The organism is Nocardia brevicatena NBRC 12119, assembly GCF_000308495.1.
Lineage (GTDB): Bacteria > Actinomycetota > Actinomycetes > Mycobacteriales > Mycobacteriaceae > Nocardia > Nocardia brevicatena.
Genome location: NZ_BAFU01000057.1, coordinates 55,114 through 67,721, shown reverse-complemented (window position 1 = coordinate 67,721; position 12,608 = coordinate 55,114). Strand labels below are relative to the sequence as shown.

General features: G+C 66.3%; 11 protein-coding genes and 1 pseudogene. 3 read left to right on the top strand and 9 right to left on the bottom strand.

What is annotated here, in order from left to right; translation table 11 throughout:
- Window positions 1–321: 321 nt before the first annotated feature.
- Window positions 322–582: a transposase gene (locus tag ON20_RS14280; RefSeq protein WP_040835975.1), complete on the bottom strand. Its 261-nt coding sequence runs from the start codon at window positions 580–582 to the stop codon at window positions 322–324.
- A 240-nt stretch (window positions 583–822) separates the two neighbouring features.
- Here ON20_RS14280 and ON20_RS14275 point away from each other — a divergent pair, with 240 nt between their 5' ends.
- Window positions 823–1,251 (top strand): class I SAM-dependent methyltransferase, encoded by a 429-nt coding sequence (locus ON20_RS14275; protein ID WP_051162458.1) that lies wholly within the window; start codon window positions 823–825, stop codon window positions 1,249–1,251.
- A gap of 200 nt (window positions 1,252–1,451) precedes the next feature.
- On the opposite strand, the gene ON20_RS14270 is transcribed toward ON20_RS14275, so the two are convergent.
- The 6 genes from ON20_RS14270 to ON20_RS14245 form a co-directional block, all read right to left on the bottom strand.
- Window positions 1,452–2,213: a class I SAM-dependent methyltransferase gene (locus ON20_RS14270; RefSeq protein ID WP_040836046.1), complete on the bottom strand. Its 762-nt coding sequence runs from the start codon at window positions 2,211–2,213 to the stop codon at window positions 1,452–1,454.
- Between the two features lie 932 nt (window positions 2,214–3,145).
- Window positions 3,146–3,823, bottom strand: a complete 678-nt coding sequence (gene yczE, locus ON20_RS14265) for a membrane protein YczE (protein WP_245547234.1) — start codon at window positions 3,821–3,823, stop codon at window positions 3,146–3,148.
- Window positions 3,824–3,940: 117 nt separating this feature from the next.
- The gene (locus ON20_RS14260) at window positions 3,941–4,900 is read right to left on the bottom strand and encodes an acyl-CoA thioesterase (protein WP_245547233.1); all 960 of its coding nucleotides are present in this window, start codon (window positions 4,898–4,900) and stop codon (window positions 3,941–3,943) included.
- A gap of 279 nt (window positions 4,901–5,179) precedes the next feature.
- Window positions 5,180–5,686: a PucR family transcriptional regulator gene (locus ON20_RS14250; protein WP_040835973.1), complete on the bottom strand. Its 507-nt coding sequence runs from the start codon at window positions 5,684–5,686 to the stop codon at window positions 5,180–5,182.
- A 57-nt stretch (window positions 5,687–5,743) separates the two neighbouring features.
- Window positions 5,744–5,914, bottom strand: a complete 171-nt coding sequence (locus tag ON20_RS38895) for a hypothetical protein (RefSeq protein WP_245547232.1) — start codon at window positions 5,912–5,914, stop codon at window positions 5,744–5,746.
- Window positions 5,911–6,627 (bottom strand): alpha/beta hydrolase, encoded by a 717-nt coding sequence (locus ON20_RS14245; protein ID WP_245547231.1) that lies wholly within the window; start codon window positions 6,625–6,627, stop codon window positions 5,911–5,913. The genes ON20_RS38895 and ON20_RS14245 overlap by 4 nt, the downstream gene beginning before the upstream one ends.
- A gap of 573 nt (window positions 6,628–7,200) precedes the next feature.
- Between ON20_RS14245 and ON20_RS14240 the strand changes: the two genes are divergently transcribed.
- Both ON20_RS14240 and ON20_RS14235 read left to right on the top strand, forming a co-directional pair.
- Window positions 7,201–7,656 (top strand): hypothetical protein, encoded by a 456-nt coding sequence (locus tag ON20_RS14240; protein WP_040836041.1) that lies wholly within the window; start codon window positions 7,201–7,203, stop codon window positions 7,654–7,656.
- A gap of 352 nt (window positions 7,657–8,008) precedes the next feature.
- Window positions 8,009–10,735, top strand: coding sequence for an ATP-binding protein (locus ON20_RS14235; protein ID WP_040836039.1), 2,727 nt, complete (start codon window positions 8,009–8,011; stop codon window positions 10,733–10,735).
- 162 nt (window positions 10,736–10,897) lie between these two features.
- Here the strand turns inward: ON20_RS14235 and ON20_RS36410 are convergent.
- Together ON20_RS36410 and ON20_RS14230 are read right to left on the bottom strand one after the other, a co-directional pair.
- A pseudogene (locus ON20_RS36410) lies at window positions 10,898–10,987 on the bottom strand (short-chain dehydrogenase); the annotation flags it as partial.
- Window positions 10,988–11,273: 286 nt separating this feature from the next.
- On the bottom strand, window positions 11,274–12,503 hold the full coding sequence (locus ON20_RS14230) for a cytochrome P450 family protein (protein WP_040835972.1): 1,230 nt from the start codon (window positions 12,501–12,503) through the stop codon (window positions 11,274–11,276).
- Between the last annotated feature and the right edge of the window lie 105 nt (window positions 12,504–12,608).

Here is a 12,608-nt window from a genome sequence, read left to right as displayed (position 1 = left end):
AGCGTCAGCTCTGTTGCAGTAGTCAGTGTGCATCACAGACGATGCGGTGACCTCCCGATGCTGGGAAGCATGCAAGCGGGACTGTCACTGATCCGGTTGCCTTGCAAGCTATTTCGTCACGGGTGACCCGGTCTGTGGTCGAGGCGGGATCGTCATGGTGGATGTCGAGAGTGGCGTCCATCAGACGCGCGCTATCCCGATCGCACTGGGAGACAGTGGTTTTGTGTCGTTTGTAGAATGCTTGGATGATGAAGCCGAGCGTCCGGCAGGTTACCGGCCACGGGATACTGTCGGCGGCCAGGTCGCGGACCATCGGGTAGGTTATTTCGAAGGCGGTTCGCGGGCGAAGAACGCCGCTGCCCGGCACGGGATTTCGTTCCCTTGTTCGGGTTTCTTGTTGCGTTTACGCAGTCCACGCAGCTTGGTTGGCTCCACGGCCGTGGTCCCGGGCCGTGCACCGTCTTCGATGTCGGCGGCTTCGAGCCAGTTGTGCAGACAGTCCTCGGAGATCCCGAAATCCTTCGCGACCTGCCGTAGCGGCGCCTCGCCCATGCGAGCGACAGCGACAATGTCGCGGCGCAACTCCTCCGGATGGGCTTCGGCACGGAGAACATCCTTCCAGCGAGGACGAACCCCCGTAGATCAGAAATCAACCAAGCCGGGGCAGTCCCAACCAGCGGACCGATTCCAGGGGCCATATCGGATTGTTCCGTGCCCCGGTGCAGCATCGGCCACAATCCAGTACTGCACCGCTCGTGCAAGTGATGGACGACATGGCGATTGCATCGGGGCAGGGACCTGTACATCTGTATCGGAGTCGGCGTGCTCGCGCTGCACGCATTGCTGCGCGGAGCCGAGACCGTTGCCGCCGGGGATATCTCGGTACCGGCGCTGGTATCCGCGTGGGTCAACGGCCGGCTGCGGGTACGACGGATCGAACTACTGCGCGGCGATTTTGCGCGGGTCGTGTCCGACGATGGCGGCTTCGATCGTGTGATGGCCATCCCGCCGTACGTCCCCGGGTCTCGTATCGCCGCAATCCGCGGCGCTGCCCGCGCCTGCGAGGCGGGGCCGGCGGGCTGCGATGCGCTCGATCCGCTGTGCCGTCTCATGTCCCGTCTGCTGCGCCGCACAGCGGTTGGTTTGGTCGTGCATTCGGCGCTGTGCGACCCGCCGCTGACAATGCTGCGGCTGCGACGCGGCGGACTGGAAGCAGTGGTGGCGGTCCGTGCCGACCGGACCGAGCGGTGAACGTCACCGCCACCGTGAGCAAGGCCGGAACTCGTCGAAGGCCGGGTGAGCGCGGACCGGTCATCGCCTACACCGTCGCATGGACGCGCGGCCAATGCCGAGCGAACACAAGCAAACGCTTGATCATCCAATACGAGTCGCGGACCGACAGCAAGGCCCTCACCGGTCACCGCGAACACATGGCCGGTGAGGCGTCCGTTTCACGGTTTGGTGTACACCACGGCCACCTGCCGTCGCGTCGCCGGGAATTCGACGGTGATCGTGGGATCGGCCGCGGCGGCGAGAGCGATGAACGCGGACGTGCTGTAGGAGCGCAACAAGCTGATGTAGGCGTCATGCAGGATGGGAGCGACCGCGGAGGGCGAGGAGTGGGCCAACAAGAACACAGCAGCGGGGAGGACCAGCAGGAACGCGAGCGCCACCACGATCGCCGGCGGCCGTTTCAGGTCGATGACGAGGAATTCCTTCCCGACGCGAGTGCCTTCGGCGATGGACCGGTAAGCCGCGCTCGGCGGGAGATGGTGGAAGGACATCGCGAACACGACCAGGTCGTAGCTGTCATCGGGTGCGTCGATGGCTGTCGCGTCGGCGACCTCGGCGGTGACGCGAGGGCAGGTGCCCAGGGGGCCGGCTTCGATATCGGCGACCGATACCGGGTCCAGATCGGTGACGGTCACCTCCGCGGTGGGACGCAGGTCGACTACCCGTGCCGACAGCCCGCCATGGCCCGCGCCGAGTTCGAGGATCCGCGGATTCGGGATGCCGGAGAGTTGTTCGGTGGTCAGGTGCGCGTTGTAGTTGTGGTGGCCGGTGCGTTCACCGGCTCGGTCGAGAAACGCGGCGATCTTCTGTTTGCGCTCGTCGGGCACATCGTCTCTGTCGAGGTACTCCGGCCTGCTCGTCTGTAGATGCCGGTCGAGCCAGGAGGCATCCGGTCCGCCACGAGGCATCGCACCGATCATCTCGATGTCGATTGTGTATCGAGTCACTGGTTTCGTCCTCAGCCGAAATCCACCCTCGGGTCACCGCACTGCCGAGTCGGTGTGCGCGCACCGTGCTCGCCATCGACCCGGGTACCGATTCCATTGCCTGAAATAGGCGGAATCGGCGACGCCGAAGCAACCGACGGCAGCGCTTCGCCCACACGAACCGGGCAAGGACGGGTTCGTCGGTGACTTCGGCCAGGAACGGGGGCATGGCTTCTGCACGGAGTCTCTCGGGTCGGGCACCGAACAATGCGGTCACGTGCCTGTCGAGCACGGCGCCAGGGATGGGCACGGACATCTATTTCGATGACGCCACCGAACTATCGGTCGGCGCGTGCAGTGCGGGTGACTGCGACGGCATCGGCGAAAGCCGGCATGCACATGTCGATAATGCTGCCCGTGCACACCCACGTCAGCCCGTTCCCGACACCACCTTTCGGTACGGCAACGATGCCGGAACCTGCCTCCATCGTAGGCCCAGGACTCCCGGAGTTGCCATGAAGTGCAAAATACCGGCGCCTCCACCCGGTCGGCAGCCACCGGCGCACCTATTCGCCGGTTCGAGTCCCGCCCGCCCCTGAAGTTCCAACCCCGACAGAGCGAAGAGCCATGTCATCTGTGCACGGGCTTTTCGGTGTTTCGAGCCGAGAAGATCTGCTGGTGTCCTCGATGTGGCGGATGGCTCTGCTCGAAGTCGATATCCACACAGGCTCCGGTGGCACCTACGGGTCGTCCCGGGTGCGCGATCCCGGGCCGACGCGGAGGACGATTGGAGCCACGATGGGTCGGCTGCAGCATTTGACGTCCATCGACTCCTCGGCTCGCCCGGCCGCACTCACGGTGACCAGGAGGTCCACCACGGATTGTGGAGCCCGGCCATATCAACGTAATCCGGTCGGTGCGGGCGGTCAGGTACGGGGAGCGACCGGTCCGTCCTCGCATCCGACCCGCTCCGGAACGGGTGCGGTGACACCGGCGGTCGCTTCGTGCGTGTACAGATCGTCGAATCCGGGTAGCCGTCCGGAGACCAGCGGGATCATCAGTTGGATCAGCGGGCCGATGCATACCGCGTAGACCGCCGTGCCGATACCCACACCGCCACCAAGCAACCAGCCGGTGATGAGGACCGTGACCTCGATGGTGGTGCGTACCAGGCGTACGGACCACCCGGTCCGACGCACTATGCCGGTCATCAACCCGTCGCGCGGCCCCGGGCCGAGTCCCGCGCCGAGATACAGCACGCCGGCCAGCGCGTTGAGCACCACGGCGAGCACCATCGCGGCCGCCCGCACCGGCATGGATTCCCATTGCGGCAGCAGCCACAACCCCATATCGACCGATACCCCGACCAAGACGACGTTGCTCACCGTTCCCACGCCGGGCCGCTGCCGCAGAGGGACCCAGGCCAGCAGCACGACCACACCTGTCAGCGCGGTCACCGTGCCGAAGCTCAGTGGGACATGCCGGGCCAGGCCTTGGTGGAACACATCCCACGGGCCCAGACCGACCGCGGCACGGATCATCACGGCCATCGAGAACCCGTACAGCCACAGACCGGTGAACAGCGCGACGAGACGTCGGATCATGCGGTGAGCATGCCGGGCGGCCGGACCTCTTGTACATGGCCACCTGTCCTCGACTGGACCTCGGCGGTCAGGCCGGTCCGTACGGGCCCGAACGTTGCCATGATGGGGCCGGACGATTCAGCCCGGCGTGGGCGCCCGGAAGTAGTTGGGCTCCGCGTCGGCCGGTACATCGCCGGCCGTTGTGAACGGCTCGGCCTGCGAACGCAGGTCGACGAGATGGCGGGCATGCGCCTCCAGCGCGCGGTCCTCCTCGGAAACCGGCGTCCACTGCCGGACCGGCCGCGCTTTACCGTCGTCGCCGAGCACGACGACGACGGCGAGCCCGTGCGCCGCCAACGCGGGCGTGTCCGAAACGGTATCCGTCGAAGTCACGTGGACGCTGACGTGCATACTGCGCGGCCCGGTGTGGATCAGACGCGCGGTGACCTCGACGATATGGCCGATAACGATCGGCCGGTAGAAGCGGATACCGCCGAAGTACGAGGTGATCACATGCTGTGCGGCCCAATCGGCTCCACAAACGCAGGCGGCGTCCTCGATCCAGCCCATGGTGCGCCCGCCGTGTACCTTGCCGCCCCAATTGATATCCGACGGGGCCGCCAGGAAACGCAATGTCGCGCTCGGCGCGGTGCCGGCCGCGGTGTAGTTCTGTGCGGCCATGGCCTCTTCGATCCGCTTGCGCACCGAGATTCGGGCCCGCGCCTGTCGATGCCGGCGCAACTCGAGAATCGTGGTGGGCTCCCACTGCGGAACGACCACGGTGCGCCGTTGTTCGTCGACCGCGACGAAAATGGTCAGGCACTGCGCCGTCTGCACCGGTTTCTGTCGCGTGGGATCGGTCGAATAGACACTGACCAGGATGTGCATGCTGGTACGGCCCGTGTAGACCAGATTCGCGTGCAACTCGACCAGTTCCCCGACAACGATCGGCCGGTCGAGATGGATGTTCCCGACATAGGCCGTTACGCAGTAGTGCCCGCTCCACTGGGCCGCCGCGGCGTAGGCGACCTTATCGATCCATTCGAGGAGTCTGCCACCGTCGACCGAGCCGGCGATCCCCGCGTCAGCGGGTTTCACGAGGAAGCGGTGGATCGCCTCGGGACGTGTGCCGGCCACGGCCGGGCCCGGAAGGGAGTCGGAAATCGTAGCGTTCACAGGCTGCCGATCTGCTCGTGGTTGCGATTACAGTGCCGACTCCGTTGTCGTCGGAGCAGGATAGGCAACTGCGGTGCTACGGGCGAGTAGGTGCTACCTCGGCGTTTCGTGTCGCCACCGCCTCTCGCGGAGATCGGCCTGCGCCCGCGGAGTTCACCGACCACCCGGGCGCGGTCTCCGCCGATGACCGGCAGATCGAATTCACGCACGGTTTTGCTCCTCCTGCACCGAGACCGGGGTGCCCGGCGCCGAGGTCGTCGGACCGGGCACTGTTGAGTCCGGCCGCCGGAAGCACGGCGGAATATGTGTCGGCGCCCAGAATTCGCGGCGCGGAAATGGGCGCACTGTCCAAATCGGTGCCGCTCCGAAACGGGACTGGTTACGGATCCGATCACCGGTTCGAGATATCGCCGACAATGCCGGCGATATCTCGACGAAGGCGGTATGTCCGTTGAGCGGATGCCCGGTCAGTTCCTCGATCCGGTGTAGCCGGTTCAGCACGGTATTGCGGTGACAGTGCAGACGAAGGGCAGCGCCTGCGGCCGAGCGGTTCTCCTCCAGCCACGCGGTGAGGGCCTCCAACAGCGCTGCCCGCTCCCGTGCCGGACGGCGCAGCACCGGCCCGAGAGTGCGACCGACCAGCCGGTCGGCCAAGTCAGGGGAGCGGACCAGCAGGGCTTGCGGGTAATGCTCCTCGAGCGAGAACAAACCGGTCGTGTCGCCGGGTACGGTCTCGAGCGCGAGCCGATATGCCGTATGACCAGGTCAGTCGATCAGGTTGCGCAAGGTATCGATGACGACACTCGGCTGTTCCTCGGGCAGGAAGTGCCCGCAATCCACTGTGGCCGTGTGGAGGTCGGACGCCCATGTCGACCAAATCGCCTGGGGGTCGAACGGAAGAACGACATCCCCAGGGTCCTGCCAGAGCGCGGTCACCGGCATCTCCAGCCTGCGGCCTGCTCGGCGGTCGGACTCGTCGTGGGCACTGTCGGCATACGCGCCGGCGCGATAGTCGGCACACACGGCGCTGATGGGTCCGGGTGGCGGGCCGCGGCGAGATAAGCGGAGCGGATATCAGCGGGGATCGCGTCGACCACCTGCGTCCACGTGTCGAGGAAATACCCGAAGAACAGGTCGGGATCGGCTCGAATCATGCGTTCGGCGAGATCGGTGGGTTGGGCGAGCAGGTACAGGTGGAAGGCGAAGATGCCGGAAGTCCCGTGCAGGGTGGACCACATGTCCGCTGCCGGTAAGACGTCGAGGATCGCCAGATGGCTGATGGCCTCCGGATGATCCAAACCGGCACGAAACGCGACCAATCCACCTCGATCGTGCCCGGCCAGAGCGAATCGGTCGTGGCCCAGCGAGCGCATGAGCGCCATGATGTCGGCGGCCATCGTGCGCTTGGTGTAGGTACCGTTGCCCGAGTCGTCCGCGGGCTTGTCGCTGTCGCCGTAGCCACGCAGGTCCGGACAGACCACCAGGTGGTCACGCGCGAGATCGGTGGCGACGTGGCGCCAGGCGAGATGTGTCTGCGGGAACCCGTGCAACAGCACGATCGGGGTTCCGGTTCCGGCTGTAGCGACATTGAGACCAACATCGCCGACCGGCATGTGGGTGTAGCCGAAAGCGGGGATTCTGTTGCGCATCCCTGGAAAGTAGCCCACGCAACCGGCAAGACCCGGCAGCGCGGGTGAGTCGAACAACGCTGCCCTCGACTGAAACCGGCCACGTTCACACGGCTGTTCGTTGGAATGAGCGTGCGTTCGCCGGACGTGCGCAGGGGGGAGAAGGCCCTCTTCCTCGGACGTGCGCTCACGGCGCGCGAAGCCGGGATGCCACTGTCGTCGCCGCGGGGCGAGCCGGCGACATCATGGTGGGTCCGCGTTCATCGATTGCGCGGGAAGGTGCAGCGCAACGGTGGTCCCGCGGCGGTACCACGCATACACCGGATCTTCCGCACCGTCGGGCCCGCCGTCCCCGAGCGGGTGCGAAAGTTATGGCCCGCCACTCGCGCAGCAGCTGTCGATGCCGGACGCCATCGAAGCCGAGTAGGTCCCCGCATTCGATGTGCTACCTGCTCGGCCCCCGGCACCGAGGCGGCGGACCTCTTGCGCCGATATCAGTATTTCGACCGATGCGGGTACTGATAGGCGCGGTCGTAGCTTCTCGGGTGTGAGAACCACCGCAACCGTTGTGGACACGCCAAGGAGATGATCGACATGAGTGAAAACACCAACCAGACCCGGGACCCCGAGTTGGCCGCGTTGGATCGGCTGATCGGTACGTGGAAGATTACCGGTGGTGCCGAGGGCACCGTCACCTATCGCCGGCTGACCGGCGGGCACTTCCTGATCCAAGATGTCGAGCTGGAGCAGTATGGCGAGCGGATCGAGGGCATGGAGGTGATCGGGCGGGAGCGGCCCTTCGGGGCCGAGGAGCCCAGCATCGATATCAAGAGCCGCTTCTACGGCAACAAGGGCGAGACGCTGGATTACGTATATGAGCTGGAAGGCGAGGTCCTCACCATCTGGAGTGGGGAGAAGGGGTCACCGGCGTATTATCGGGGATCGTTCGACGAGACGGGCGATGTAATGGTCGGTGCCTGGGTGTATCCCGGCGGTGGTGGCTACGACTCCACCATGACCCGGGTCGCACGGAGGGAGAACGACCGGTAATCGGCCGGTTCACGGGTCGCCGCCGGCCTGCGGGGTGCCGGCGACACCGCTGTTCTGCATGGGTTGCCTGCGCTCGAGCGGTGGCGTGGGACGGTTCGACCTCGGCCCGCACATGCTCGGTCGGGCGGCCACCGGTGGCCGGCTCCGGATCACCGGCTTCGTTGTCACCGGCCACTGTTCGTGCCGGCCGCGACGGGCTCGGGCGGTATCGCCGTCAGGGCAGCGGTGGCTGCTCGGGCCATCCCGCAAGCCGCATAGTCGTGACCGTCCGACGGTGGCGGGCCGGTGCATCGCGCATCCACCGGCCCGCCACCGCGTACTCGCCGTCGAGATGAATTGTTACTGTTCACCCATGGTTCTCGGGCGCGTGGAGGAGTTGGCACGAATCGGCCGGCTGCTGGCAGACGCTCGAAGCGGTGTCGGGGGCGCGTTGGTGATTCGTGGGGAACCCGGGATCGGTAAGACCGCGCTGCTCGACCACGCCGAGCGGGCGGCCGCGGATTTGCGGGTGCTGCGCGGTGTGGGCATCGAGTCCGAGATCGAAGTCCCTTTCGCCGGCCTGCACCTGCTGTTCCATCCCTACCTGGAGCGTATTCCAGCACTACCCGAACCGCAGGCGCAGGCGTTGCGCGCAGCATTCGGCCTGACCGACGCCGATGTCGGCGAGCGGTTCTTGATCAGCGCTGCCACTCTCTCGCTGTTGTCCGAGCTGACCGCTGACGGGCCGGTCGTTTGCCTGATCGACGACGCCCACTGGTTCGATCCGGCCTCGCTGGACGCGCTGCTGTTCGCCGCCCGGCGGCTGCAGCAGGAGCCACTGGCCATGCTGTTCACTGTGCGCGATGACGGTGGGTGCTTTCCGATCACCGGGCTCGACACGGTGACGCTGCCCGCGTTGGACCGCGAAAGCTCGATGACCCTGCTCAACCGGCGCGCACACGACCTGGCCGGCCCGACACGTGCCCGTGTCCTGGCCGAGGCGCGGGGAAACCCGCTCGCCATCATCGAATTCACCGCCGCGCTCACCAACCGGGAACACGGCGGCAGCCATACCTGGTCGCTGCCTGTTGAACCACTACCCGTGGCAAGACAGGTCCAGGACGCCTTCCGCTCCCGGATCAGCGGACTTCCGCGACAGACGCAACGGCTCCTGCTGCTGGTCGCGGCCGACGACACCGCGGACCCGACGGTCATCATGTGCGCCGCCGAGCGGCTCGGGCTGACCGCCGCCGACCTGGAACCCGCCGAGCATGCCACCTTGATCGAACTGTCCGCCCGTGGGATCTCGTTCCGGCACCCGCTCATCCGCACCGCCGCCTACCAGGGCGCACCGCGAGGCTGGCAACTCGCCGCACATCAAGCCCTGGCCGACACGCTCATGCAAGGGCACTACGCCGACCGTCGCGCCTGGCATCTGGCCGCCGCCACCACAACACCGGACGAAACCGCCGCGGCCACGCTGGAACAGGTCGCTCGGCGCGCCGCACAGCGGGGCGGCTCGTCTGCCGTCGCGCACGCGCTCGAGCACAGCGCTCGACTCAGCGCCGATCCGGACCGCAGAAGTCGGCGACTGGTCGGCGCCGCCCGAGCCGCCTACGATGCCGGCGCGCTGGAACGGGCAGCCGAATGTGCCTCGGCGGCCGCCGATCTCACCACCAGCGAGTCCGTCCTCGCGGAGGCCACCTGGATCCAGGCTCAGATCGCTTACGAGAACGAATCGCCGGCAACGGCCTCCGCGCTGATGGTGAAGGGCGCGACACCGATCGTCGAATCCCATCCGGAACAAGCCGTCTCGATGCTCATCGATGCTATCGGGTGTGCCAAAGACGGTGGCGCGCACGACCTGGTACGTCGTTCCGCACGGCTGCTCACCGACGTGCCGCTCGAACCGGAATCGGGGCTACGGCCGGTTGTCGACGGAATGGTCGGACTGGCCGAACTCTTCGACGGCCGCGGCCGGCAAGGAATCACCGGCATGCGGGCGCTGGTCACCGCGGCGCGGGACGGGCAGGTGCGCGGCATATTGGAGCGCGTGCTGGCCGGATACCTTGCACTCATCATCGACGACCGAGCTGCGGTCCAGGTGCTGGAGACGACAGTCGCCGAGGCCCGTCGATCGGGCGCGCTGGGCTGGCTGCCCTACATACAAGAACCGTTGGCCATAGCCCTGCTGTTGCGGGGGCGATTTCGCGACGCGGAAACCGAGGTCGCCGAGGCGCTGTCGGTGTCCACGGACCTCGGGCAGAACACCCAGGCGACCATCATGACCGCCATTGCGGCCTGGCTGGCCGCCGTTACCGGCGATGCCGAAGCCTGCCGTACCCACGCCGAAACCATGCTGCGCAACCATGCCCGGCATCCCACCAACGCCGCTCTCGCCGCCTGGGCGCTGGGCCTGCTCGACCTCGGTGAGGGACGGTTCGATACGGCCGCACATCACTTGGAGACCATATGCGCCGGGCCGGCCCGCCGGGATTTCCTGGTACAAGCCATACCCGACCACGTGGAATCGGCCATTCGCAGCGGTCGGACCATGCAGGCAGCTCGGTATCTGCCTGCTCTGACCGATTGGGCGGAACACACCGGACAGCCGTATGCGAACGCACTCGTATTCCGCTGCCACGCGCTGCTATCCACCGACGCCGACACCGAAACTCGGTACAACACAGCGCTTCGACTACATCTCGAAGCCGAGCGCACGTACGACCATGCCCGCACCGCCCTGCTGTACGGCGAATGGCTCCGCAGGAAACGTCGCCGCACCGACGCCCACACCCGCCTGACCGAAGCGTTCAACGCATTCGAGCAACTCGGCGCCACCACCTGGGCCGAGCGGGCCCGCGCCGAACTGAATGCCCTCGGTGACCGACCCATCGCTCGACCGCACGACCACGACCCCATCGCACGCCTTACCCCTCAGGAACTCCAGGTGGTCCGGCTCGCCGCCACGGGACTCGGCAACCGTGACATCGCCGGCCAACTTTTCCTCAGCCCTCGGACGGTCGGACACCACCTATACCGCGCCTACCCGAAGCTCGGCATCACCAAGCGTGCCGAGCTCATCCGGTTCACTTTCTGACAGTAACCAGCACTGTACCGCCCGGGAGCGTCCGATTGACGGCTCTGGCGCACTTTCGGTGGTGGCCGGTTTCGGGCCAGGAGGATGCGGTGGTGGAGCGGAGGAAATCCGACGTGGTGCGCGCTGTCCGACCTCGGTGTCAACAATCCTCGGCTCCGGTGTGTATGGCCCGGCCATGAGGGTGTTGACGCGCACAGTCGGTCCCAGGGCCGGCGCCAGGCCTTCGGCCTTGGCGGCAGCGTACGGCACGATCGAGGTCCGCAACCGGCAAACTGCTCGGCTTCGCCGGTCAGGTCAAGGTCATGGACCCCGGCTACGCTGTGGACCTCTGGAGTGCATCCGGTTACCTCGGCACCGACCCGTCCCCTGGGTGATCGGTTGCGCGATAAAAGTGGGCCACCACACCCGGGGGTCCGGCGGCGGGATTACTGCGGTACGAGCGGCGGCCCCGCTGTGTGGTTGATCGGAAGCAGCGGGTTCCGGGTCGACAGTTCTGCGGCGACGCCTGTAGCCGCGACGCGGTGATCACCATGTCTTCTCAGGATACGTGCAGCGGAGGGGACGGCGGAAACTCGACCAGCAGAGACGTCGGCGACCTATGGAAGGGGCCGGGCCGCCAGGCCGGGGGTTCGGCCGCCCGGATCTCGGGCAGGGCGTCGAGCAGCTGATCGATGGCGTCCTGTGCGATCAGGTATGCCATGGACTGCGCGGGGCAGCTGCGGGCGCCGAGACCCCATGCCAGATGCGAGCGGTTGCCGGCGCGATTATCGCTGCGGACCGCGGGATCGTTGTTGCAGGCGGCGATGCTGATGACGATCGGCTCGTGGGCGGGCAGCCAGGCGTCATCGATGAGGATCGGCTGCCGAGGGTAGGTGAGCAGGTAGTTCGCCAGGGGTGGATCGTTGAACAAGACGTCGTCCAGCGCTTCGCGGGTGGACAGGCTCCCGCCCAGCACGCCGCCGCCCAGCCGGTCATCGGTGAAGATCCGCAGCAGGGTGTTGACGATAAGGTTCTGCTGGAATTCGATCCCCGCACCGTATTGGCTCGCCAGCTGGTGCACCATCTCGAGATCGTCGAGTCCGGCCGGATGCCGTAGCAGTGCCGAGGTGACGTCGTTGCCGGGTTCGTTCCGTTTGAGGGTCACCAACTCCAGCATCGCTTCGCTGATCATTCTGTTGCCGGTATCGGCGTCCACGCCCTCGACGATCGCCGCCATACCGGCGGCCATCTTCTGCCCGATCTCCGGTGGACAGCCGAACAACGCATTGAGCACGCTGAATACCAGCGGGAACGTGTACTGGCCGATCAGTTCGGCGTGGCCGTCTTCGCAGAAAGAGTTGATCAGTGAGAACGCGATCTCCTCCACGGTGGTATGGAGAGCATAGAGATCGACCTCGTTGACGCTCTCGGTTGTGGCCTGCCGGTAGCGCTCCGCTTCTGCTCCGGCACTCCGGGTCGCCATCGGCCGCCACTCCATCATGGGGAGAACAGGACAATCGGCGGCGACATTCTTCTGCCATGTGCGCGGGTCGGCAGGGAAATGCTCGGGGTCGTTGAGGATCCGAACCGCGGTCCGGTAATCGATCACGAGCGTGGCGGGAACGCTCGGCGCCAGTTCCACCGGAATCAAAGACCGATATCGCTTGCGCATTTCACGGTAGTGGCCGTGGGGGTCAGCGGCGAACTCCGGCGCGAACAGCGCCATCCGCCGGTCGTCGGAACCAAAAGGCGAGTTGCGGAAGGCCGGGCAGGACGGGTCGGTACTCAAGAATGGGACTCCAGACGGTCGGAATTTACTGTGAACGAGGTGCTATGGCTTCGGTGGCGCTCCTACCGGGCACCGGGGCGGAGTTTGGCTCTGTACAATGCGGCC